Genomic DNA, 23,353 nt, shown 5'->3' with positions numbered 1-23,353 from the left:
TTGCTCTCGCTACGTGCTCTTCGCGCAAGCGCTCATCGGTGACCGACGGTCTTCGGTGGAACGAGACAAAGAATAGCGGACGAAGCCGCGATCAGCCAAAACGCGCTATTCGGGCGAGAGCCGCTCGGGGGCCTCGTCGGGTGTCAGCCGCTCGGGCGTCTCGGCGGGGGTGAGTCGTTCGGGGGTTTCGCTCGGCGTGCCGGGGTTGGGTGTCTGGTCGGGCTGGGGTTCGGACGGAGCGGTCATGCCGGTGGCGTACCCGGTGCGCTCGTCGGGCAACCGCGAGCGCCGCGGCGCCCGGGTCGGTCATCAGTCGCGGGTGATGTCGACGACGAGCGCGCGGTGATCGGAGATCGGCAGGCTCACCGCCTCACAGTGTTCGACGCGTAACCGCGAATCGTCGGTGAGCACGTGGTCGAGTTGGCGGTCGGGCGCGTCGGCGGGGAACGTCAGCGCCTCGCCGAGCGGGCGCATCCGCGCCCACCGGGCCGGGGTCGGCGGGCTCATGTTCAGGTCGCCGACGAGCATCCGCGGCCCGCCAAACCCACGCAGGTCCCGTACGAGGTGGCGCAGCTGCACGCGGTTCCAGCCGGGCACGAAGGACAGGTGGGTGTTGGCGACGGTTAGCGGTCCCAGCGGGGTGCCGAAGCTGCCGACCATCGCGGCGCGGGGTTCCTCGTTGACGACCTGCACGCGGTTCGGTCCGGGCAGGTACATCGGAAAGCGCACCGGGATCCGGGGTAACCGCACCACCTGCCAGGTCTCGGCCGGGAAACGGGACAGCAGCGCGATGCCGTAGGCCGCGGTCCCGGGCTGCTCGCGGCCGGTCGCGGCCATCCAGGTCGCCCCCGGCGTCCCGGAGATCGCGGCGACGAACCGGTGGCTGACCGCACGCATCGCCTCGGCCGCGACGGCGGTCAGGTCGGCCTGGCCGGAGCGCGGTTGGTCGAGGTCCACCTCCTGCAGCGCGAGGATGTCCGCGTCGAGCTCGCCGATGGACTCGGCCAACCGGTCGAGGTTGACGTCGCCGTCGTGCATGCTGCGCCCGTGCAGAATGTTGAATGTCGCGACCCGCATGGGGTAACGGGTACCCGCCCCGACGACGTACCGACACGTGTGAAAGGAGGCCGATGTCCGCCCGTAACGACGCGCTGCGCGATGCGCTGCGCCGCTCGGCCTCCGCGCTGCGCGCGCACGGCCCCGACTTCGCGCTGGCCGGCAGCTATGCGCTGTGGGCGTACGGGGGTCCCGAACCGGTGCACGACGTGGACTTCGTCGTCGCCGAGGAGGACGCCGAGTCCGCGGCGCTGACGCTGGAGAAAGCCGGGTTCCGTATCGAGCGCACCCCGGAAGACTGGCTGTTCAAGGCGTGCGTGGGTGAGGACTTCGTGATCGACGTGCTGCACGCGCTCAACGGCACACCGGTGACGGCGCAGGACGTGGCCGCCGCCAACGAACTCGACGTGCTGGCAATCCGGATGCGGGTGCTGCCGCCCACCCACGTCATGACCGAGAAGCTCAACTCGCTCAACGAGCACCAGTGTGACTATTCGGCGCTGCTGCCCGCCGCGCGGGCCGTGCGGGAGTGCGTCGACTGGGCGAAAGTGCGCGCCGACACCGCCGAAAACCCCTTTGCCAGTACGTTTTTGGTGCTCACCGACCGGCTCGGCATCACGGCCTGACGGCGATTGTGGCCGACGAACCATGTGGTAAACGTTCACACCACCTCGAAGGAGAACCGCTGATGCCCGGTATGCCCCCGCCCGCCGCCGACGAACGCCAGAGTCTGGTCGAATTCCTCGCGTTCAACCAGAACGCGTTCTTCTCCGTCGCCTATGGGTTGACCGACGAGCAGGCCCGTTCGGCGCCGTCGGTCAGCGCACTGTCGATCGGCGGGTTGGTCAAACACGCCGCCGGTGTGCAGCAGGGGTGGACGCAGCGGGCGGCCAGCGCGCCGGAGTTCCCGCCGCCGGACCCGCGGCCGGTCGAGGAGCAGATGCGCGACTACCAGGACCAGTACGTCATGCGGGACGACGAGACGCTCGAGGAACTGCTCGATGCTCTGCGCGTACAGAACGCCGAGACGTTGCGGGTGTTCGGCGGGGCCGACCTCGACACCCCGGTCCCGGTGCCGCACGAGGTGCCGTGGTTCCCGAAGGACGTCGACCACTGGTCGGTGCGCTGGGTGGCGCTGCACCTCGTCGAGGAGTTGACGCGTCACGCCGGGCACGCCGACATCATCCGCGAGTCGATCGACCAAGCGACGATGTACGAGTTGATGGCCGCCAACGAAGGGTGGCCTGAGACGGACTTCGTCCGGCGCTGGCGGCCGACAACGGTGTAACGGGCGCCTTTTCCCCGCGAGCAGACGCAAATGTACCCGAATTGCGGGTTTTGCAGCACATTTGCGTCTGCTCGGCACAGGGAATCAGCGGTCGAACAGCCGCAACGCCGCGTCGATCAACAGCGCGCGGCGTTCGGCGCGCCGGTCGCCAAGCGGTACGGTGGATACAGCCGTCGCCACACCGGACCCGGAGGCCACCGTGGACATGCCGCACGAGATCCTCACCGAGTGGTTGCGCGGACGCATCGACTACGGCGGTATGCGGCGCAACTACTTCCGCGGCATGGAGTTCGCAACCCCGGCCGGCGACCCGGGCTGGTTCGGCCCGAAAAGCGCTGTGTGGCGGGTTCATTCGCATATGGAGGCGCTGATCTTCGGCCTGCAGTGCGCGGCGTACATGGAGCGCCTGGACCCGAGCATCTTCTGGATGGGCATGCACCATTCCCGCCTGGTCGAGCGCGACGAGAGCGGCACCGCCACCGGCCGCCTCGACCCCGCCGGCGCGATGGCGCGGCTCGGGCATTCGGTGGCGTTCTTCATCGGCACGGCCTACGGGTCGACGGACACCGCCGAGCGGCTGGCCACCACCGTCAGGTCCATGCACCACACCGTCAAGGGGGTGCGCCCCGACGGGCTGCGCTATGACGCCGATGATCCCGACTGGCTGCGCTGGAACTACGCCACCGTCGTGTGGGGTATCGCGACCGCGCACGAGCTTTACCACCCCAACCCGTTGAGCGGCAGAGAGATCGACCGCTACTACGGCGAGTTCGTCCGCATCGGTCACGCGCTCGGCGGTACCGACCTGCCCGCCACCAAGGCCGACACCGCCGAGTGCCTCAAGTCGTACCTGCCCAGGCTCGCGGTCACCCACGGCACGGCGATGGCCACCGGCCCGAACGTCGCGCTGCCGCACAGCATCCTCGACTGGGCGATCCGCGACACCATGCCGAAGTGGGCCAAGCAGCTGATCCAGCACAGCGACCCCAACATCGTCGAGCGCACCGCCCGGCGCGCCGCGGTGTGGGGTGTGATCAACGGCCTGCACGCCGCGGCCGGACCGGCGCCCGAATTCCAGCAGGCGCACGCTCGGGTCAAGGGCGGCACCACCGTCCCGCACACCGTGCCGACGTATGTCCTCGGGTCAGATCCGAAGCTCAGCCGCGACGAGATCGAGCGCAGCTTCGCCTGAGCGGCCCACTCGCAGCCGTTGAGCCGCGAGCCCGATGGTTGGTGCCGGTCGGGTGCGTTTGCCGCGGGTAAGGTGAACGAATCGAAGGACGCCGACAGGGTGTACGGGCGCTGGAGGGTGATGCATGGGTGAGCTGAGGGTAAACCCGTCGGAGGTTCACCGGTCGGCCGTCGAGGTCGGTGACATCGCCACGACCGTGAAGTCCGCTCTCTCTGACAGCGACACCCACATTGCTTCGGCTCAGTCCGGTTGGGTGGGCAAGTCGGCCGATGCGTTGGCGTCGATGGCAGCCGAATGGCAAGAGGCGACGAATACTCTGGCCGAGATTCTCATCGAGCACGGAAACAACTTCACCGCGGCGGCAAATCAGTACGGTTTGGTCGACGAGTCGGGCGCGGATTCGGTGCGTCAAGCCGCCGAGAACATGTGATAAGGGCGATTATTCGGTGGGCTTGTCAATATCGGATATCGATCAGTGGAGTCCCGAGTCGATCAGTGCAGTCAGTGCGGCGCTCGCAGATCGCGCGGGGGCAGCCGAGCAGGCCAGTTCGCGGTTGAAGGGTTTATCGGCGTTCGACAGCTGGCAAGGTGCCGGCGCCGATGCCGCGCAGGCGCGTACGCAGGTGCTGGCAGTTGGTATTGATCAGCACGGTCAGGCTGTGGCGACGGTCAGCAAGGCCGCCACGATTGCGGCTGATGAGGTTCGGCAGATCAAGGCCCACCTTGCGCGGCTGAGGTCGACACTCGGGCAGTACGGCATCATCGTCGACGCCGCCAACAGCCGTGTGGTGCCGCCGCCGAACGTGTCGTCGCTGTCACCGGCCCACCGCAAGTTGGTGGAGGACGTCGCCCTCATAGGGCAGCACAGCGTGGACAAGATCCGGCATGCGGCCGATCTGGCCGATGGACACCTCGCAAACGCCATGCAGGGCAAGCGCGACGATTTCGACTTGGATACGCAATACGCGCGCCCACAGGGATCGAAAGGCAAGCATTGCAAATAGGAGTCGATCAAGAACTTGCGCACTGCGACGAGTACAGGTGGGACGACGAGTACAGGTAGGACGGAGCCATGTTCGAGGATATGGGTGACTACTGGTGGATCCTGGCGTTACTGGCGTATTGCGTGCTGCTCGTGTTTTTGACCCGTCGTGGGACGTGGGTATGACATGGACCCAAAATCGTATTGGCGATCGATTGCGCCATTATTCTGAGCATTCCATTCATGGACCGCCCCTATAGCTACGTCGCGTCGGTAACCATCGTGCTCAGTCTGGTGATTTTGTTCAGGAGTTCTTTCAAGGCTGAGGCGCCTTCGGGACCCGTACATCGATGACGCAGGCAAGGTCCCCGCCTTGATTTCGATTTCGCTTTGTCATGAATGTGCGTGAATGACCGCAATACCCGGGCAACATCCTCACCCGGACTCGGCGGCATTATCCGACACCGTGGTCGTGCGGTGTTCGCTGGGGAAGGTCGCCGACTATCCCGATGATCCCGTCGAGTGTGGTGACCTCGACGCCATCGCGCGGCTGTGGTCGGGCGATGGGATCCGTGAGGCGGTGCTGCTCGCCAGCCCGGTGCTGGCGGCCCAGGTCGAAAAGCTCCTGGCGCCCTCGGGTACCGACACGCCCGTGAAGAAGCGCAAGCGCCTGCACAAGGCACTGCTGAAGTACGCGATACGCCTGAGCACCAGGCGCACGCGGTTCGGCATGTGCGCCGAAAACCGGGGACGGTTCAATGCAATCATCGGACTATCGGTTGGCCCTCCAGTCGTGGAATGGGTTCGGGATCTCTGCTTGCGCGTCGGCGCCGGCGACATAAGCGCCGACGCGGCCGTGGATACCGTCGTCGATTACTACCGGAGCTCATACCCCGATGCGTTCGCCTAGCGCTGCTGCGGCGCGCACCGAGGCCGCACGTTGTCATGGGATCCGTCCATACGCCGCGCAGGTGCCGCAGGCGACCACGAATTCAACCTCTAGAATGCTCGCTATGGGTTTGCTGGGGGTCAACACCGACGAGCTTGGTGTGCTCGCCGCTGAGAGCGATTCGATGGCTGGTCAGCTCGTCGGCTTGGCCGCACCTGCCGGTATCGGGTCGGCGGTTCAGGCCACCAGCGCTGCGGTGAGTGCGGGTTCACTCGGACGCTGCCGTGATCACGTCTATGGCTGTGGCACGGGTACACGCGACGGCCTCGAAGCTCGCTTCCGCCGGCACCGTCTACAACGACCGGGACGCGAGCGCGGCAGAGGATCTGCACATCGCCGGACAGGCCCTGGAGGCGTAGGTGGCCTTGGCAGTGGCCTCATCTGTGCCGACCCTGTCGCAGATCGAAGCCTGGGATGTCACCCACCTACACGAAGCCGCGGAACACTGGACCACCGTCGCCGATGCGTGGCTGCAGACTTTCACCGGGGTTCGCGAGCAACTCGCAGCCTCTGGGTGGGAGGGGCAAGCGCGCGATGCCGCGGTGGATCGAGCCGACGGCGATCTTATGCAGATGCGCGGGGCGGCCTGGCGGTTGCGGGACGCGGCTACGGTTGCCCGTGCCGGAGCAAGCGACCTGACCGCCGCCAAGCAGCGGGTCCTCAGTGCCGTTGATGACGCGCGCGCGGCGGGATTCGAGGTACGCGAAGACCTCACAGTGAATGCTTACGTGCGGGGAAGGCCGGTCGCGCAAGCGATGGCCCTACAGCCTCAGGCGAATGCGCTCACTGCCGAGATCCGCGCCGCCGCTGCCGGTTTGGCCGAACTTGACCAACAAGTCGCCACCAAGATCACCAGCGCCACCGCTGGCGTGCATGGCTTCACGTTCCCACCAGAGGCACCCGACCACGCCCCATATCCCGAGGAGCCCGACGTAATCCAGGCAGTCGACTTCAAGCAATCACCAGAAGATGGAGATCGGAAACCGACCCTGGAGGGATCCTCGAGCGGTATCAGGTGACAGAAGATCCCGATGGCATGGTCGACTGGGAGCCGCCATGGCCGGCGAGCATTTTCACAGATGCGCAAAGCGTCACCGCCGGCGAGGCGCGGATGCTCGACGATCTCGGATTATTGGGGCAGCGCGACATGCAGCAGATCAAGGAGGCCGCGCGGGCCGAGGCCAACTCGCGGTTTGCTCCACCCAGCGGTAACGAGGTCAACAACCACAACGACGCCTTTCGACACGCCTACTGGAACGCCCTGATGACCCAGCGGTTCGGGGAAGAGTGGACGGGCCAATTCACGACAGCGCACGAGCGACTCCCTGACAACAACGCCTCCAACGAGGCGATGGACTTATGGAATAACGAGGTCGGGCGTCGAATCGCGGCCGCCAATCCAGATGCCTCTCCTGAGCAGCTCGCCGGCATGGTCGAGCAGGCGGTGCGCAATGGCGAGACGGTCGTGATCCGCCCCGATGGACAAGGCGTGATTTGGAGCAATGAAATCCCAGTGGGTGGCCCCACAGGTGATTCCAGCGGCAGCGTTCCGGTTGCGGGCAATGCACCCGGTCCAGTGCCGATCCCCCATCCGCGAGGAGGCTACGACCCCGGACAACCGGGTGGATACGGCACGACGGCAGGGGGATACTGACCATTCCGACGAACACGGACATCAATCGGTCATCGGTCTGCGTTGCCGCGCGTTCGGGGTTGCGTCCTGTGAACGCCGAGCATGCGACTTGCTGAATGCGAAGACGGTGAGTTACTGGATATTACGGCTGGTTAGGGCCATTGTTCCGGGGTTGGGTGAGCCATCGTTCCGTTGCGGGGTGAGCCACTATGCCGGTGGCGGATGAGCCGTGGTGCCGCTGATGTTGTGGGTGCGACCGTTCGTCGGTCCGCGTCATTGGGACGCGGACGTGACGAAAGGGGTCGCCTTCGATGGTCGACTACAAACAGATCCTGCGGCTACGTGCAGAAGGGGTGAGTCAGCGCGGTATCGCCGATGTGCTGGGCTGCTCGCGCAACACCGTGGCGTCGGTGTTCGCAGCCGCAACTGCGGCCGGCGTGGGCTTGGGAGGTGGCGGACCTCGCTGCTGACGAGGTCCGCCACCGGTTGTTGCCCGCACCGATCAGGCCGGACTCAGACCGTGTGGCGCCGGATTTCGAGCATGTGCACCGCGAACTCGGGCGCCCGTCGGTGACGCTGTTGCTGTTGTGGAATGAGTACGTCGCGGCGTGCCGGGCCAGCGGTGGAGTGCCGTATCGGTACTCGTTCTTCAACGAACAGTACCGCCGCTGGGTGGCCGCGACGGGGGCATCGATGCGCATCGTGCGCACCCGGGCGAATCCATCGAGGTCGACTGGGCCGGTGATGCGATGAGCTTCGCCGACCCGCTGACCGGTGCGGCGACCGAGGCGTGGCTGTTCGTGGCCGCGCTGTCGTTTTCGGCTTTCACGTATGTGGAGGCGTTCACCGATATGACGCTGGTGTCGTGGATCGATGCGCATGTGCACGCATTCGAGGCTTTTGGCGGCACGGCCCGACTGCTGGTCCCGGACAACCTTCGCACCGGCGTATCGCGGGCCGACCGCTACGAACCGGCGCTGAACCCGGCTTATGCCGGGCTGGCCGAGCATTACGGCACCGCGATCATCCCGGCCAGGGTCAAGCGGCCGCGCGACAAGCCGGTCGTGGAAGGCAGCGTGCGGTTCGTCGCCAACCAGGTCGCCGCGGTGCTGCGTGATCGCAGGTTCGTGGGCCTGGCCGAGTTGAACGAGGCCCTCTTCGATGTGGTCGAGGCGATCAATGCGCGGCCATTTCAGAAGCGGGAGGACTCCAGGCAGATCGTATTCCTACGAGACGAGCAGCCACTGCTGCATCCCTTGCCGCCGGTGCGGTTCGAGTTAGCGGATCTACGAAAAGCCAAGGCAGGACCGAACTATCACATTCAAGTGGACCGCAATTTCTACTCAGTGCCATCGACGCTGATCGGGCAGAGTCTGGATGTGCGCCTGACCTCAGGCACCGTGGAGGTCTTCGTCGGCACCGAACGCGTGGCCTGCCATGTCCGGTTCAAAGGTGTTCGCGGCCGGTATGCCACCGTGGCCGAGCACATGCCTGCCGGGCATCGACACCGACTGGCCGACTGGAGCCCGGCCCGCTTCGAGCAGTGGGCGGCAACCATCGGCCCGAACACCATGGCGTCGATCCAGACGATCCTGGCCTCCCGCACGATCGTCGAGCAGTCCTACCGGTCGTGTTTGGGGGTGATGGCATTGGCCAAACGCCAAGGCGGTGCGGCTCGGCTCGAAGACACCTGTGGCCGGGCGCTGGGCGCGACACCGGCACCGTCCTACACGCTGATCAGAAGCTATGGGCCACGTGGGAACCTGCCGATCCACCACCGGTGGCGTCCCTCGGTGACGCCGGCTTCGTGCGCGGCGCCGACTACTACGGCCAGGGCGGGGCCAATCATGATCGACGTGCAGACCTTGGACAGGCTCAAGGCGATGCGCCTGTCAGGCATGGCCGAGTACTTCGAGAACCTCGCCGCCGTCACCGGTGCGCAACCGCCCACCGGCCCGGAGATGGTCAAGATGGCCGTCGACTGGGAATACGAACGCCGCCGCAACAGCAAGCTGCACCGACTGCGCCGACACGCAGCACTGGCCCAACCCGCCGCCGACATCGCTGACATCAAAGCCATGCCCGGCCGCAACGTGGATGCCGAGCTGATCGCCCGCCTCGCCGTCGGCAACTACCTGCAAAACCGTCAGGACGTCATCCTGCAGGGCCCGACCGGCGCCGGGAAGACCTATGTAGCCTGCGCGCTGGGCAACAAGGCCTGCCAGCAATACCGCAGTGTGCTGTACTTGCCGGCCGGTGAACTGTTCGACCGGCTCACCATCGCCGAACGCACCGGGGGCGCAAACGCTGCCTGGACACCCTGGTCAAGGTGGAGTTGTTGATCATCGATGACTGGTTCCTCACCACGCCGAGCCGCCAGCAGATTCAGCAGCTGCACACCTTGATCGATCGACGGCATAAGACGGCATCGACGATCTACTGCACCCAGCTGCCGCCCGGCCAGTGGCACGACCGCATGGAGGAGAAGATCCTCGCCGACGCGATTATCGATCGCATCACCACCAACGCCCATGCCACCGTGCTGACCTGCGACGAATCAATGCGCAAGCACTTCGGCCTGCCCGGCTGACCAGCCGCCGGTGGGGCGGACCACCAGCTGGCCCGTCCCACCGGCACTACCCCAAGCCCAAGACGCACGCGGCTCGCCCCACACCGGAGCAGCGGCCCACCAATCAGCGGCGCGATGGCTCACCGACCAACGGAACAGTGGCCTTCACTGAGCGTGATATCCAGTTACCAGGGAAACCGATGAGGATGTGAGGCAGAACTTGGCGAGCGATACCGTGAGCTATCGGTTCCGTACAGCTGCGGTTGTTGTGGCAGTGCTCGGTGTGCTGCTGTGGGTGCTAGCGGTTGCCGGGCTGTTGGTGAACGACTACTACCAGTTGCGCCCTTGGCTGCACCATCCATTCATCTTCGGTACAGCCGGCTGTGCCTCGCTTGCGATCGCGTGGGGGGTGGGCATCCGGCATCGGGTGCTCAAGCCCGTCGGCATGGTCCTGTTCGTGATGGCGGGCGTTGTTGTGGTCGGCCTGGCATACCTCGCCATGGCCTTTGGCGAGAACCCTGACGAGCTGTCGCGTCACCCCTCACCTGACGGCAGCATGGAAGTGATCGTTTACGAGGGCCAGAACATTATCGACCCCACGCGGGAGTTGAGTGTTCGTACCCAGAACGGACTGTTGTCGCGCGGGAAAGATCTTGGCTGCGTCAACCTCGACAGCAACAGGCTCGAAGGGATCGAATGGGTCGGGCCGAGGACTGTGCGCGTGCATCTAGGCCGTGGCGAGCGGATAGACGTCACCGTGGACGAAAGCGGCCGCCCCGACCAGACGATTCACTTGGGCTGTTAGTTAGACGGTATGAGGGGCTGGGGCCCCGAAGAAACTCGCTGCCCGCTTCAGAATCTCGTTGGCACGCTTGAGTTCTCGGTTCTCTTGCTCGAGTTCCTTGACCCGGGCCGACTCTGCGGTCGATACCCCTGGAGCTAATCCTTCATCGATATCTGCCTGGCGCACCCACATCCGTACCGACTCGACACCGTAGCCCAGCTGGCGGGCTACCCGTTGCACGGTTCCCTGCTCGGTACCCAACTCGGTCCGCAACGCCCGCACCATCCGAACCGCGGCGGCCTTCTCCTCCGAGCTGTATCTACGTGTCGTCGGCTTCCCAGGCGACTGTTCCTTCGGCATGACTCCATCCTCGTTTCCAAGGTCAGGAGCCTCCAGCATTTCCAGGGCGATTCACTGCAGAGCGCCAGCCACCTGCTGTGCATTCGGCTGGGCCTGCAGCGGCACGAGGAGTTCGCCGCCATGTGGCTGATCAAGACTGAATGGAACCGACTCGAGCGGTGCAACACCCGATCGGGCGTCGCTAGCAGCCGTTGAGGCGCGCGACCTCGAGTTCCGGCGGCTCCTCGGCGGAGAACTCGTCGCCTTCTGACGGCGACTGCTCGCACACCACCCAGTTCGTCAGGTTGATTTGCTCATAGGGCGTCCCGTCGGCGGCGGCGGTATCGGGAACCACAGCCCCGTCGGTCGTCGACACGATCTCGTCCCAGGCTTCCTGGAGGATCATCCCTTCGACGTCCGGCATCTCCCACGACGATGCCGCTGCCGCCGGGGCAGCCAACCCGATGGTGCCGGCGATCAGCAAGGTCGCTGCGCCGACGGTTCCTGCTACACGCTTCGTCATCTCGACACCTGATCTTTCTTCGGAGAGCCGGGACACCGGCCACCCGGGGGAACCCGGGCTACCCCTCAACCTGGTGGGTTTCTCCGACACGGCGGTGAACCTTTCCCCAGCTGTGCATGAACAGCTACCGCACGTCACACCGCAGATGCATAACCGTCTCGGCTCTGCGATGATCTTTCCGGCGGTCAAAGTCGCCCTGTGATCTGCGGCCACGCTTTGCGGCAATCGTTCAGGGGGGTTTCATGGCGACGATCGTGGACCGGTACCGCGATGCCGCGCGGCGGCGGCGGCGCCGCGCTGAGCGCGCGAACCAGCGCCTCGACATCCAGGGACTCCGGATGGTCGCGGTGCTCGCGGTGTTCGCCCATCACCTCTGGGACTGGCCGCGGTCAGGGTTCGTCGGCATCGACGTCTTCTTCGTGGTCTCCGGCTTCCTGGTCACCACCAGCCTGCTGACCTCCGACACGCCCGCCACACTGACGTCGTTCTACTGGAACCGGCTGCGCCGCATCGTGCCGGTCGCGGCCGTCGTCCTGCTGGCCACCTACGTCGCCTCGGCGCTCGTTCTCACGCCGGCCCAAGCGCGGGCCACCGGCACCGACGCCGTGTTCGCGTTCTTCGGGGTGGCGAACTGGCGCTTCGCGGTCGACGGCACCGGCGCGTCACCGGTCGCGCACTTCTGGGCCCTGTCGGTCGCCGAACAGTTCTGGCTTGTCTGGCCGCTGCTGCTCCTGGCGGTCGGCGTGCTCGCCGCCCGGAAGGCCCACATCACCACGGCGGCCGTCCTCACCGTCGCCTCCTTCGGCTGGGCGCTGTACCAAACGGCGAGCGATCCCGCCCTCGCCTACCTCGACACCTTCGCCCGCCTATGGGAACTCGGCGTCGGCGCGCTGCTTGCCATGGCGGCCGCGCAGCTCGCCAGGGTTCCGCCCGCCGTGAAGCCGCTGCTGTCCTGGGCGGGCCTGCTGCTGGTCGGCGCCAGCGTGTTCGTCGTGCCCGCCGCGGGCTTCCCGGCGCCGTGGGCGCTGCTGCCGGTTGCCGGCGCCGCGCTGGTCCTCGCGGCCGGGGTCGGGGGTGAACCGCGGTTCCAGCCGCTGCTCGACAACCGGGTGAGCACCTACGTCGGCGACCTGTCCTACGCGTTGTTCCTGGTGCACTGGCCGGTGATCGTCATCCTCGCGGCGCTGATGGACCGCGGCCCGTACTTCGACATCTGCGTGCTGGCGTTCGCGTTCGGTCTCGCCGTCGCCTGTCACCACTTCGTCGAAACGCCCTTGCGGCGCGCGAGCAAGGAAGCCTTCCGCCAGGCGCGCAAAGACCTGCAGCATGGGGTGTTCCAGGTGGAGCACCGAACGAAGGCCGCGGCCGTCGGCGCGCTGGTCCTGATCGCGGTCGGGTTGTGCGCCTTCGCGGCCCGCCCCGACGCCTACGCACCGCACACCACCACCGTCGTCTCCGAGGGATTGTGACGCGGGGCACACCTTTTCTCGCCGCCCCGTGCACTTTGCCACACTGGAAACCATGAGTGCCACGCGAAAGACCCAGCACCGAGAGGTGCCCAGGCTGGACCGGGTGCCGCTACCGCTCGAAGCCGCCCGCATCGGCGTGACGGGGTGGCAGGTCACCCGCACCGGCGCCCGCGTCCTGACCACGCTCGGCGGACGCGGCAACCTGGCGCAGAAGGTCGTCAAACAGGTCCCGCAGACCTTCGCCGATCTCGGACCCACCTACGTCAAGTTCGGGCAGATCATCGCGTCGAGTCCGGGTGCGTTCGGCGAATCGCTGTCCCGGGAGTTCCGCAGCCTCCTCGACCGGGTGCCGCCGGCCGACCCCAAAGCTGTTCACCAACTGTTCAAAGACGAGCTCGGCGACGATCCGGAGAGCCTCTACAAGTCCTTCGACGACAAGCCGTTCGCCTCGGCGTCCATCGCGCAGGTGCACTACGCGACCCTGCACAGCGGTGAAGAGGTCGTCGTCAAGATCCAGCGCCCGGGCATCCGCCGCCGCGTCGCCGCCGATCTGCAGATCCTCAAGCGCGGCGCCCGCATCGTCGAGTTCGCCAAGCTCGGTCAGCGCCTCTCGGCCCAGGACGTGGTGGCCGACTTCGCCGACAACCTCGCCGAGGAGCTCGACTTCCGCCTCGAGGCGCAGTCGATGGATGCGTGGGTGTCGCACATGCACGCCTCGCCGCTGGGCCGCAACATCCGGGTGCCGCAGGTGTACTGGGACTTGACGAGCGAGAAGGTGCTCACCATGGAGCGGGTGTCGGGCGTGCGCATCGACGACGCCGCCGCGCTCCGCAAGAAGGGCTTCGACGGCACCGAGCTGGTCAAGGCGCTGCTGTTCAGCCTGTTCGAAGGGGGGCTGCGGCACGGGTTGTTCCACGGTGACCTGCACGCCGGCAACCTCTACGTCGACGACGACGGCAAGATCGTGTTCTTCGACTTCGGCATCATGGGCCGCATCGACCCGCGCACCCGCTGGCTGCTGCGCGAGCTGGTGTACGCGCTGCTGGTGACCAAGGACCACGCCGCGGCGGGCAAGATCGTGGTGATGATGGGCGCGGTCGGCACGGTCAAGCCGGAGGCCGAGGCCGCCAGGGACCTGGAGAAGTTCACCACCCCGCTGACCATGTCGACGCTGGGCGACATGAGCTACGCCCAGATCGGCAGGCAGCTCTCGGCGCTGGCCGACGCCTACGACGTGAAGTTGCCCCGCGAGCTGGTGCTGATCGGCAAGCAGTTCCTCTACGTCGAGCGGTACATGAAGCTGCTGGCGCCGAAGTGGCAGATGATGAGTGACCCGCAGCTGACCGGGTATTTCGCGAACTTCATGGTCGACATCAGCCGTGAGCACAAGGAACACGAATACAAGGAACACGCCGACGAAGACGAAGAGCTGGAGGTCTAGGGTGCAGGTCCGGGAAGGCAAGGCCTCCGTCGGAGGGCAGGAGCGCAGCGACCGGGGAAATGGCCCCGGTGAGCTGCAGATCCACTACGAGGACATGGGTGATCCCAGCGACCCGGCCGTGCTGCTCATCATGGGCCTCGGCGCGCAGCTGACGTTCTGGCGCGAAGGCTTCTGCCGCAAGCTCGTCGACCAGGGGCTGCGGGTGATCCGCTTCGACAACCGCGACGTCGGGCTGTCCACCCATCTGGACGGGCAGCACACCTTGGGCTCGCAGGTCGGCAACATGGTGCGCTCGCTGCTGGGCCTCAAGAGCCCGGCGGTGTACACGCTGGAGGACATGGCCGACGACGCCGTCGCGGTGCTCGACCATCTCGGTGTCGACAAGGCGCACATCGTGGGCGGTTCGATGGGCGGGATGATCGCGCAGATTGTCGCGGCGCGCCACGCCGAGCGCACGAAGACCCTGGGGGTGATTTTCTCGTCGAACAACCAGCCGTTGCTGCCGCCGCCGGGGCCGCGTCAGCTGCTGGCGGTCATCAGGGGCCCGTCGCCGGACGCCCCGCGCGAGGTGATCATCGAGAACTCGATCCGCGTCAGCAAGATCATCGGCAGCCCCGGCTATCCGTTGAGCGACGAGGCGCTGCGCGCCGACGCGGTCGCGTTCTACGAGCGGTCGTATTACCCGCAGGGCATCGCGCGGCAGTTCAACGCGATCACCGGCAGCGGCAGCCTGCGCCACTACAACAAGCAGACCACGGCGCCGACGGTCGTGATCCACGGCAAGGCCGACAAGCTGATGCGACCGTCGGGCGGCAAGGCGATCGCCAAGGCGATCCCGAACGCCCGGCTGGTGCTGTACGACGGGATGGGTCACGAGTTGCCCGAGCCGCTGTGGGACGACGTCGTCGGAGAACTCAAGACCACGTTCGCCGAACGGCCCTGACCCGGGGAAAGATTTTCGTAATTGGGCTGTGGCGCCTGATCGGCTAGCATCCCCAGTCGAGTGCAGGTGGGCCGATGTGGGCAGTCGACCGGTGACGCCGACGCGAGCCTCACTCGCCGGGAAGGGCATCACCATGGCACGATCGGGCAAGCTGAAGCCGCATTTCGAAGACGTCCAGGCCCATTACGACCTGTCCGACGACTTCTTCCGGCTGTTCCTCGACCCGTCGCAGATGTACAGCTGCGCGTACTTCGAGCGCGACGACATGACGCTGGAGGAGGCCCAGCGGGCCAAGGTCGACCTCGCGTTGGGCAAGCTGGGCCTGCAGCCCGGGATGACGCTGCTCGACGTCGGCTGCGGCTGGGGCTACACCATGATGCGGGCGGTGGAGAAGTACGACGTCAACGTCATGGGACTGACGCTGAGCAAGAATCAGCACGCCCATGTCGAGAGGGTGTTCGCCGCGTCGGACAGCCCGCGCAGCAAGCAGGTGCTGCTGCAGGGTTGGGAGGACTTCGACCAGCCCGTCGACCGGATCGTGTCGATCGGCGCGTTCGAGCACTTCGGCCGCGACCGTTGGGACGACTTCTTCACCACCGCCTACCGGGTGCTGCCGGACGACGGGGTGATGCTGCTGCACACCATCACGGCGCTGACCATCCCGCAGATGATCGACAAGGGCCTGCCGCTGACGTTCTCGGTCGCGCGGTTCATCAAGTTCATCCTCACCGAGATCTTTCCCGGTGGTTACCTGCCGACGATCGAACTGGTGGGCGAGCACGCCGGCAAGGCTGGGTTCACGTTGACGCGCGAGCAGTCGCTGCAGCCGCACTACGCCAAGACGCTCGACCACTGGGCGGCGGCGCTGGAGGCCAATAAGGACGAGGCCATCAAGGTGCAGTCCCAGGAGGTCTATGACCGCTACATGCACTACCTGACCGGGTGCGCCGACGCGTTCCGCACGGGCTACACCGACGTCAACCAGTTCACCCTGGTGAAGTAGCCGCAGCGGGCAGCAAAGCTCCGAACTTTCGCGGGCGTCAAACAGCCGGCGGCCGGGTTGACCGACACGTGCCGCGGTGGCCTTGAGGCCACCCGGCGGCGGGTAGGGTGCGGGCAACGAAACAATGGGAGAACGACGATTTGACGTGTCGCGAGGAAGGCGAACTGCGGACTATGTCTGACAAGACAACCGGTGCCGAGGAGTTGCGGCCGCACTTCGAGGAGATCCAGGCGCACTACGACCTGTCGGACGATTTCTTCGGGCTCTTCCAGGATTCGACGCGGAAGTACAGCTGCGCGTACTTCACGGGGCCGAATGTCACGCTGTCCGAAGCGCAGGTCGCCAACGTCGACCAGCACCTGGACCGCCTGGACCTCAAGCCGGGGATGACGCTGCTGGAGGTGGGATGCGGGTGGGGGCTGACCCTGCAGCGGGCCATGGAGAAATACGACGTCAACGTCATCGGGCTGACGCTGAGCAGGAACCAGCAGGCCTACTGCAATCAGCTGCTGTCGCAGGTGGAGACCGGGCGCACCTTCGATGTGCGGCTGGAGGGCTGGGAGCAGTTCCACTCCCCCGTCGACCGGATCGTGTCGATCGAGGCGTTCGAGCACTTCGGTTTCGAGCGCTACGACGACTTCTTCAAGACGTGCTTCGAGATCATGCCCGACGACGGCCGCATGACGATCCAGAGCAGCTGCGCGTACCACCCGGATAATCTGCAGGCCCGCGGCAAGAAGATCACCTTCGAACTCGCGCGTTTCGCGAAGTTCATCATGGACGAGATCTTTCCGGGCGGGCGGCTGCCGAGCACCGAGATGATGGTCGAGCGCGGCGAGAAAGCCGGTTTCGTGGTGCCCGAGACGCTGTCGCTGCGCAACCACTACATCAAGACCTTGGGCATCTGGGCGGCTCGGCTGGAGAATCACAAGGACGAGGCGATCGCCGCCGCGGGCGAGGAGAACTACAACCGCTACATGAAGTACCTGACCGGCTGCCAGTACTACTTCGTCGACGAGGCGCTCGACGTGAGCCTGGTGACCTACCTGAAGCCGGGCGCTGCCGCGGCGTAGGGCTTACTGGCGAAGTCGCCCCGCCACTCTCGCCGTGGCGGGGTAACTTTTCGCTGTGGTGCTGCGGTCAGCAGTTGTTCGGGCGGTTGACGCCGACGGCTGGCTTCGACTTCGCCGTCAGCTTCCCGTCCGCCTTCGGTGACTGCGAGCAGACGGTCCAGTTGGTCAGATTGATGACCTCCCCAGGTCCGGATCGATTCACGGGCGTGAGCACCAGTCCACTGCCTTCTGTCGCCGCATTGAAGGCCTCCGCCGCTGCGTCGAGGTTCATCCCACGGACGTCCGGCATTTCCCACGTTGTCGGCGCCGCGATGGCCGGCGGAGCGCTGAGCGCCAGTGACGTTGCAAATACGACCGCGCCGACAGCAATGCGATATTTCATTCAATCCCCTCTACGAGTGCCTGCGGACAGGGTAGCTGATGGTCGTTTGATCGCCGGCGAGAATGGTGGACTGTGTCCGGGGTGGCTCGTTGGATCAGGGAAGCAATGAGCTCTACCCTTACAAAGGGCGCGTTCGTGCGTGGGAGGAGAATCGCCGGTGTCTACACAATCGACCGAGTGGATCGATGCAGCACGAGTCCTGCGCCGCAGCGGCTTTGGCACGACCGGTGCGGCTGTCGACACGGTTCTGAAGACCAAAGACCTCGCAACCTACATCGACGAGGCGCTGAGCATCGACGCAAGTAAAGATCCCGGTTGGGCTGCCACTCCCCTTCCAGATCTTGAGATCAAGGCAGCCAAGCCCGAAAAGAAGACCACGACAGCGATCCGCAAGGCCTACAACAAGGACATCGCAGAACGCCGTACGGACCTCATGGGTTGGTGGCTGCAGCGGCTGGTCAGCGTCGAGCAGCCTCTCGTCGAAAAGCTGACCTTGTTGTGGCACAACCACTTTGCTACGTCGCTCGACAAAGTCCGATATCCAGCGTTCATGGCGGCTCAGAACGAGAAGATTCGGTCGCTGTGCCTCGGCGACTTCCGCGACTTGGCGCTCGCGATGTTGACCGACGGCGCCATGGTGCGGTGGCTGGACGGGCAGACGAACCGCGTGGGATCGCCAAACGAAAATCTCGCCCGCGAATTTTTAGAACTGTTCGCGTTAGGGCACGGTAACGGGTATTCGGAGAAGGACGTTCGTGAGGGCGCACGTGCCCTCACGGGTTGGACGGTCGATGATGACGGCACCACGGCTCTGGTGGCTGAACGACAAGACGTCAAATTAAAGACGGTCCTGGGCACGAAGGGGAGTCTCGACACGGTCAAGTTCTGTGACGCAGTGCTTTCTCACCCGAACTCCCCGCGTTTCATCGCCGGCAGGCTGTGGCAACAACTGGCGTCCGACTCGAAGCCGAAGAGCGCGACGCTGAAGCGCCTGATGGCTGCGTACGGTCCTGACCGCAACCTGCGGACGCTCACCAAGGCGGTACTGACCGATCCTGCATTCTTCGACCGCGACACTACGGTGGTCATCGGTCCGGTGGAGTGGCTTATCGGGCTGCACCGCGCGTTGAACGCGCCGATCGATGATTCGAAACGGGTGAAGAGGGCCACCAAGACTCTGAAGTCGTTGGGGCAGCTACCCTTCTATCCACCGAGCGTCGGCGGGTGGGCCGGGGGGCAAAGTTGGTTGTCCGCCGCGGCGGCCGGCATCAGATTGCGTTCCGCCGCCGAAGTAGTTCGAGACGGCGACATCAGCGTCGTTGAGAATGCGTCAGCCAGCGATCGACTCGATGCTGTCGGATATCTCCTCGGTATCGGGGCGTGGTCGAACGGCACCGCCGAAGCGTTGAAGCCGCTGCGTGCGAATGCCCCCGCACTGGTTGCCTCCGCGGCCAATACGCCCGAGTACTTGGTGTCTTAACTTAAGGAGTCCCATTGGCCAACTTCAGTCGCAGGAGCTTCTTAGCCGGCTGCGCGGGCGTCGGCGCCGCAGGCGTGCTCACCGCGACGACGAGCTTCACGTGGCCAGAACTGCTGCAAGCCGCCAGGGCGGACCCCCTGCCTCATGGCAGCGGCATCCTCGTCTTGGTCACCCTGTACGGCGGAAACGACGGCATCAACACACTGGTTCCGCTGACCGACGATGCCTATCACGACGCCCGCCCGGAACTTGCATACTCGCCGGACGAGTTGGTCTCGCTGGACGAGGATTACGGCCTCAATCCCGAGATGACCGGCATGGCCGAGATGTTCAAGTCCAAGTCGCTGGCGATCATCCGTGGGGTCGGTTATCCGGAGCCGGACCGGAGCCACTTTCGCTCCATGGACATCTGGCAGAGCGGGTCCATCGACAACGCCGTCACCACCGGCTGGATCGGCCGTTGGCTCGACGCGGGTGACGGCGACCCATTGCGCGCACTGAACATCGGTACGGTGCTGCCGAGACTCACTGTGGGAGAGAAGAGTAGCGCCGCGGCCTTCTCGCCGCAAGTAATTCCGCCGAAGAACTCTGCCAAGTTCATTAGGGCGCTCGGAAGGAGAGATCCCGATGACACCCCGGCGATGGCGCTGGTTCGGGATTCCTACCGCGCGGTGCCCACCGTCGCCGACACACTGTCACCATTGTTCGCGGACACCGACGACGGTGCGCCGGTCAGCGAGACGGGCGAAGGCAGCAATGGCCTCGACGTCCAACTCAACGCCGTCGCGCAGTGCATTTCAGAAGGCCTGCCGACGAGGGTCTACAGCGTATCCCTCGGTGGGTTTGATACGCATTCCGAACAGCGCGACGATCATCGTCGGCTGATTGGTATTCTGGATAAGGCCGTCGCACGCTTCGTGAAGAGAATGCGCGACGACCGGTACGGGAAGAATGTCGTCGTCATCGCGTACTCAGAGTTTGGCCGACGGGTTGAGGCCAATGCTTCCGACGGGACGGACCACGGCACAGCCGGCCCGGTTTTCATAGCAGGCAGAAATGTGCGCGGTGGGTTCTACGGCGACGAGCCGAGCCTCACAGATCTTGATGACGGAAACCTCAAGATCACGACCGACTTCCGCGACATCTACGGCGAACTCCTGTCGAAAACGCTCGAGTCCGATCCCGAACCTGTAATCGGGTCAAGCAAGAAGGACATGGGCTTCCTCAAGAGCTAAGCCGTCTCGCCCGTAAGTCCGTCGGGGGTCAGGTCCAGGCGGTCGGATCGCCGAGATAGAGACCGCAGGCGGTGTCGAGCGCGTCCTCCGGTGTGCCAGCGAACTGGCCGGTGGATAGAACAGAATCCTGGTACCGTCCTTGCTGGCCAGGTACATGGGCGAACCCCCAGCGTGCGGCGGATCCGCCGAAGCGCCGCCGCATCAGCGGCATGGTCTCGCCGTCGGGCAGGCGTCCGGTGCCATAAGCGAACGCACCGCGAAAGCGCACGTCGACGCCGTCGAGTTTGGGGCCATCGTTGGTGGGCGCGGGCGGTCAGCCGTTGCTGTAGTGAGGTTTTCGTCGATGCGGGCGGGGCGGCCATGGTCTGTGATCGTGCCCGACGGCGTGTCGCTGAGCAACAAACCAGGCGTGAGGAGTGAGGCTGAAGTGACCACTGTGAGCTTCGCCTTCTTGGAGTAGACGCCGATGCATGGGCTGCTCGACGCCGAAGCTGCCGAGATCCTGGCCCTGTTCGACGAGTGGGGCGAGACCGACCGCAGCCATCGTAAGCTGGCCCACCGCGGCTCCTATCCTGCACCCGGTGTGGGTGTCGCCGTCGAGTGTGCGCCGTGTTCTGTTCCTGGCGGACAAGCATTTCCGGCCGCTGCCCAGACCGGGCCGCTCGCAGCGCAAACCGTTTCCGGACTGGGTGGACTACAAGCCCAACTCGATCTGGATCTACGACACGACCCATTTCACCAGGGCGGGGATGGCGGTGCTGATCATCCAGGACCTCGTCTCGCGCAAGTGGATCACCGAGGTCGTCTCCGTCGAGGAAACCTCCACCCAGGTAGAGGTCGGGTTCACCGACGCACTCGACGCCGAGGGACTGCTGGAAGCCATCGAGCGACGCCAAGACGGGCTCGTCGACATTGCTGCCGACGACGAGCCTCGGCCGATCCTGCTTGCGGTGTCCGATAACGGCCCGCAGATGACGTCGGGCTCCACCCGGGAGTTCATGGCGCTGTGCGCGATCGCCCAGCACTTCGGGCGGCCCGCAACGCCGACCGATCAGGCCTGGATCGAGAGCTTCAACGGGCACCTCAAAGCCGAGTTCCCGCACCTGCTCGCCATCGAGGACCCCGCCACCCTGCGCGCCGAACTGGCCGTCACCCGCGAGTTCTGGAATTCGGTCCGACTGCACGCCGGCATCGGATACGTCACACCCAACGACGAACACGAAGGACGAGGAGGCCCCTGGTATGACCGCGGTGAGGGTCTGCGCCGGTGGACTACACAAGGCAAGGTCCCCCTCCAATCTTCGGGTCGCGCGAAAAAATTGAGGTAGGCGACTCAACTATGTCAAGCTGCCGACCCGATGCGACGCTTTCTCCTGGCCGTTCGACTCGAGCCGTGAGGTTTCAGGACATACGACGGCGCACCACTAACGTCGCCTTCTCTACGTAGTCGATTGACGCGCCTAAGGGAAAAGAACAAGAGCATTAGAAGGAAGGTACCGAAATGGTTATAGTTGAAGAAAATGAACATCGCCATCGCAGCAATAATCATCAGAATTGTAACGGCAAAACTGAAGGCACCTACCGACGTATTGACGGTCACGCCGTACCGATAAGACGCAATGAGCGTATACATGAGCAGCCCCACGAGAACTGCCGCCCCGACGGCACCCAAATCTACCGCCGTTTGGATGAATGACTGATGGAAATGGGGAATATCCCACTCTCCATATGGATTGAACAGGCGGGTCGCCGATCCGGAGAATGACGACTCTAGATAAGCGTTGAATCCCCATCCCAGCAATGGTCGTTCAAGCCACGCATCGATGCCAATATTCCACAGCGTCGTGCGCCCTGTGAGCGTGCTGTCGCGCGCCAACACGCCGAGCAACTGTTGCCAGTACATCACCGCCGCAGATAGCACAATAAAAGCGGCCGCGCCGCCGCCGACGAGCATTCCTGTTTTCCCGACTCGTCTAGCGAAGGCATACCTGACAGCGACATAAACGGGAGTCGCCAGCAGGAACAAGACGATGCCGATCACCGAACTCGTCAATGCGACGCAGAGCGCGAGTACGGACATACATGCGACTCTCGCCACGCCACGCATTGTCGCTAGAATAGCTACCACACCGAGCGAAGCGTAAAGCCCCGCCAATATTTTGTGCGCAGTGAAGCCCCGAAAGGGCTGCCCACCGAAGATATTGGGACGCTGATGGACATCAAAGTAATAGACCGGTCCAAACTTCAGGAAGTAAGCGATGACGCCTAACAAGCTCGTGACAAATAAGACGCGTGCGAGGAAGGAAACTATTTCCTCTAAGGAGAGTTCACTCGCCATCAGGTGTGCCACCAAGACGTTCCCAACCATCATGCTGCCGTACAGGAGGGTGTATGTCGGCGCCACCGACCAGATCGCAGAGACGAGGATGAAAGTACCTACCAACACGACGAACATCAGGTTGCGGGAATCTTGCCGTCTCAGCAGCGACAAGAGAACCAACAGAGAAAGTATGTGGAGCGCCACCCAACTCACAGAGAAAAGTCGGTTGCTTTCGACATGGCCCATGGCCGTCCGTGGGATCAAGATCGACGCGTTGGCACCAATGATGCACGCTACGTACACGTAGTAGAACACCAGCCGGAAGGAACGACCGTTCATTGGCCGCTCATCTGAAGACGCTCCCCGAGAACGACCTGTCACAGTGGACAATCTGAAGACTCCTCGAGGGGAAGACGGCAGCAACGCTGCAACTGGGGTTTGAGACAGACTATCGACGGACTGGCGCGCGATTGCAGTCGCCCCGTGGATTCGACCATACCGGCTCTCCGCATCGAGGCGCGGCCCGTGAAACGTCCGAGTGTCATAGCGAACAGAACTGTCCGATAGGCACTCGGCCTGAGCCTATTGATGTGCCACGGCAAGTTGAACCACTACGCGGCAGTACACTAACTGCAGTTTCCGCCAGAGCCAGACAGCCGTTGGGAGTTGTACCAATACCGCTGAAACGAGCT

The 23,353-nt window shown here is 64.7% G+C and carries 28 protein-coding genes and 1 pseudogene; 22 read left to right on the top strand and 7 right to left on the bottom strand.

The genetic code is table 11. The annotated features are described in order from the left end of the window. Positions 1–105: 105 nt before the first annotated feature. Entirely contained in the window at positions 106–246 is a 141-nt protein-coding gene (locus G6N07_RS19675; protein ID WP_165756777.1) for a hypothetical protein, read from the bottom strand. A gap of 63 nt (positions 247–309) precedes the next feature. Beyond that, positions 310–1,077, bottom strand: coding sequence for an endonuclease/exonuclease/phosphatase family protein (locus G6N07_RS02995; protein WP_085192440.1), 768 nt, complete (start codon positions 1,075–1,077; stop codon positions 310–312). A 53-nt stretch (positions 1,078–1,130) separates the two neighbouring features. Here G6N07_RS02995 and G6N07_RS02990 point away from each other — a divergent pair, with 53 nt between their 5' ends. From G6N07_RS02990 to G6N07_RS02930, 14 genes are all read left to right on the top strand, one after another. Beyond that, positions 1,131–1,682 (top strand): nucleotidyltransferase family protein, encoded by a 552-nt coding sequence (locus tag G6N07_RS02990; protein ID WP_085192441.1) that lies wholly within the window; start codon positions 1,131–1,133, stop codon positions 1,680–1,682. Between the two features lie 62 nt (positions 1,683–1,744). Next, on the top strand, positions 1,745–2,344 hold the full coding sequence (locus G6N07_RS02985; protein WP_085192468.1) for a DinB family protein: 600 nt from the start codon (positions 1,745–1,747) through the stop codon (positions 2,342–2,344). A 199-nt stretch (positions 2,345–2,543) separates the two neighbouring features. Next, positions 2,544–3,536, top strand: coding sequence for an oxygenase MpaB family protein (locus tag G6N07_RS02975; RefSeq protein ID WP_085192442.1), 993 nt, complete (start codon positions 2,544–2,546; stop codon positions 3,534–3,536). Between the two features lie 124 nt (positions 3,537–3,660). Beyond that, positions 3,661–3,966, top strand: a complete 306-nt coding sequence (locus G6N07_RS02970; RefSeq protein ID WP_085192443.1) for a WXG100 family type VII secretion target — start codon at positions 3,661–3,663, stop codon at positions 3,964–3,966. Positions 3,967–3,988: 22 nt separating this feature from the next. Beyond that, the gene (locus G6N07_RS02965) at positions 3,989–4,540 is read left to right on the top strand and encodes an Rv0964c family protein (protein ID WP_133055569.1); all 552 of its coding nucleotides are present in this window, start codon (positions 3,989–3,991) and stop codon (positions 4,538–4,540) included. A 387-nt stretch (positions 4,541–4,927) separates the two neighbouring features. After that, complete coding sequence (locus tag G6N07_RS02960; protein WP_109749326.1) at positions 4,928–5,428, top strand: lantibiotic dehydratase; 501 nt, start codon at positions 4,928–4,930, stop codon at positions 5,426–5,428. A 275-nt stretch (positions 5,429–5,703) separates the two neighbouring features. Next, the gene (locus G6N07_RS20650) at positions 5,704–5,826 is read left to right on the top strand and encodes a hypothetical protein (protein WP_263858019.1); all 123 of its coding nucleotides are present in this window, start codon (positions 5,704–5,706) and stop codon (positions 5,824–5,826) included. Positions 5,827–5,832: 6 nt separating this feature from the next. Beyond that, a complete protein-coding gene (locus tag G6N07_RS02955; RefSeq protein ID WP_133055570.1) occupies positions 5,833–6,486 on the top strand; it encodes a hypothetical protein in 654 nt (217 codons plus the stop codon). Continuing rightward, positions 6,483–7,121 (top strand): DUF6973 domain-containing protein, encoded by a 639-nt coding sequence (locus G6N07_RS02950; RefSeq protein ID WP_197913008.1) that lies wholly within the window; start codon positions 6,483–6,485, stop codon positions 7,119–7,121. Before G6N07_RS02955 ends, G6N07_RS02950 begins: the two co-directional genes overlap by 4 nt. 290 nt (positions 7,122–7,411) lie before the next feature. Then, positions 7,412–7,570 (top strand): helix-turn-helix domain-containing protein, encoded by a 159-nt coding sequence (locus G6N07_RS02945; RefSeq protein WP_163784073.1) that lies wholly within the window; start codon positions 7,412–7,414, stop codon positions 7,568–7,570. Then, the gene (locus G6N07_RS20085; protein ID WP_244949038.1) at positions 7,551–7,853 is read left to right on the top strand and encodes a hypothetical protein; all 303 of its coding nucleotides are present in this window, start codon (positions 7,551–7,553) and stop codon (positions 7,851–7,853) included. The genes G6N07_RS02945 and G6N07_RS20085 overlap by 20 nt, the downstream gene beginning before the upstream one ends. Next, complete coding sequence (gene istA / locus G6N07_RS02940) at positions 7,850–9,442, top strand: IS21 family transposase (protein WP_244949037.1); 1,593 nt, start codon at positions 7,850–7,852, stop codon at positions 9,440–9,442. Before G6N07_RS20085 ends, istA begins: the two co-directional genes overlap by 4 nt. Next, positions 9,430–9,690 (top strand): ATP-binding protein, encoded by a 261-nt coding sequence (locus G6N07_RS02935; protein WP_163784069.1) that lies wholly within the window; start codon positions 9,430–9,432, stop codon positions 9,688–9,690. The genes istA and G6N07_RS02935 overlap by 13 nt, the downstream gene beginning before the upstream one ends. Positions 9,691–9,889: 199 nt before the next feature. Next, positions 9,890–10,474 carry a hypothetical protein gene (locus G6N07_RS02930; protein ID WP_133055565.1) on the top strand — a complete coding sequence of 195 codons (585 nt, stop codon included), beginning with the start codon at positions 9,890–9,892 and terminating at the stop codon, positions 10,472–10,474. A gap of 21 nt (positions 10,475–10,495) precedes the next feature. Here the strand turns inward: G6N07_RS02930 and G6N07_RS02925 are convergent. Continuing rightward, positions 10,496–10,813 (bottom strand): annotated as a pseudogene (locus G6N07_RS02925) (transposase); the annotation flags it as partial. 181 nt (positions 10,814–10,994) lie between these two features. Continuing rightward, positions 10,995–11,315 (bottom strand): hypothetical protein, encoded by a 321-nt coding sequence (locus G6N07_RS02920; RefSeq protein WP_085192229.1) that lies wholly within the window; start codon positions 11,313–11,315, stop codon positions 10,995–10,997. A gap of 242 nt (positions 11,316–11,557) precedes the next feature. On the opposite strand from G6N07_RS02920, the gene G6N07_RS02915 reads away from it, so the two are divergent. The 5 genes from G6N07_RS02915 (at position 11,558) to G6N07_RS02895 (ending at position 17,244) form a co-directional block, all read left to right on the top strand. Then, complete coding sequence (locus G6N07_RS02915; RefSeq protein WP_085192228.1) at positions 11,558–12,784, top strand: acyltransferase family protein; 1,227 nt, start codon at positions 11,558–11,560, stop codon at positions 12,782–12,784. Positions 12,785–12,836: 52 nt separating this feature from the next. Further along, positions 12,837–14,225, top strand: coding sequence for an ABC1 kinase family protein (locus tag G6N07_RS02910; protein WP_085192227.1), 1,389 nt, complete (start codon positions 12,837–12,839; stop codon positions 14,223–14,225). Between the two features lies 1 nt (position 14,226). Next, entirely contained in the window at positions 14,227–15,168 is a 942-nt protein-coding gene (locus G6N07_RS02905; RefSeq protein WP_085192226.1) for an alpha/beta fold hydrolase, read from the top strand. A gap of 133 nt (positions 15,169–15,301) precedes the next feature. Next, complete coding sequence (locus tag G6N07_RS02900) at positions 15,302–16,171, top strand: cyclopropane mycolic acid synthase family methyltransferase (RefSeq protein WP_085192231.1); 870 nt, start codon at positions 15,302–15,304, stop codon at positions 16,169–16,171. Between the two features lie 173 nt (positions 16,172–16,344). Beyond that, the gene (locus tag G6N07_RS02895; protein WP_085192225.1) at positions 16,345–17,244 is read left to right on the top strand and encodes a cyclopropane mycolic acid synthase family methyltransferase; all 900 of its coding nucleotides are present in this window, start codon (positions 16,345–16,347) and stop codon (positions 17,242–17,244) included. Between the two features lie 67 nt (positions 17,245–17,311). Here G6N07_RS02895 and G6N07_RS20080 read toward each other — a convergent pair whose 3' ends face one another. Next, positions 17,312–17,533, bottom strand: a complete 222-nt coding sequence (locus G6N07_RS20080) for a PASTA domain-containing protein (protein WP_263858052.1) — start codon at positions 17,531–17,533, stop codon at positions 17,312–17,314. A gap of 250 nt (positions 17,534–17,783) precedes the next feature. On the opposite strand from G6N07_RS20080, the gene G6N07_RS02885 reads away from it, so the two are divergent. Together G6N07_RS02885 and G6N07_RS02880 are read left to right on the top strand one after the other, a co-directional pair. Further along, positions 17,784–19,106, top strand: coding sequence for a DUF1800 domain-containing protein (locus G6N07_RS02885; protein WP_085192223.1), 1,323 nt, complete (start codon positions 17,784–17,786; stop codon positions 19,104–19,106). A 14-nt stretch (positions 19,107–19,120) separates the two neighbouring features. Beyond that, positions 19,121–20,341, top strand: coding sequence for a DUF1501 domain-containing protein (locus G6N07_RS02880; RefSeq protein ID WP_085192222.1), 1,221 nt, complete (start codon positions 19,121–19,123; stop codon positions 20,339–20,341). A 28-nt stretch (positions 20,342–20,369) separates the two neighbouring features. Here G6N07_RS02880 and G6N07_RS02875 read toward each other — a convergent pair whose 3' ends face one another. Further along, a complete protein-coding gene (locus tag G6N07_RS02875; RefSeq protein ID WP_235849897.1) occupies positions 20,370–20,609 on the bottom strand; it encodes a hypothetical protein in 240 nt (79 codons plus the stop codon). Between the two features lie 313 nt (positions 20,610–20,922). Between G6N07_RS02875 and G6N07_RS02870 the strand changes: the two genes are divergently transcribed. Further along, positions 20,923–21,669: an integrase core domain-containing protein gene (locus G6N07_RS02870; protein ID WP_197913007.1), complete on the top strand. Its 747-nt coding sequence runs from the start codon at positions 20,923–20,925 to the stop codon at positions 21,667–21,669. A gap of 14 nt (positions 21,670–21,683) precedes the next feature. Here the strand turns inward: G6N07_RS02870 and G6N07_RS02865 are convergent, their stop codons facing one another. Next, the gene (locus G6N07_RS02865) at positions 21,684–23,000 is read right to left on the bottom strand and encodes an O-antigen ligase family protein (protein ID WP_085186970.1); all 1,317 of its coding nucleotides are present in this window, start codon (positions 22,998–23,000) and stop codon (positions 21,684–21,686) included. Positions 23,001–23,353: the final 353 nt, after the last annotated feature.

The sequence above is a fragment of the Mycolicibacterium doricum genome (assembly GCF_010728155.1).
GTDB classification, from domain to species: Bacteria; Actinomycetota; Actinomycetes; order Mycobacteriales; family Mycobacteriaceae; genus Mycobacterium; species Mycobacterium doricum.
This window is presented reverse-complemented; position numbering and strand designations above follow the sequence as displayed.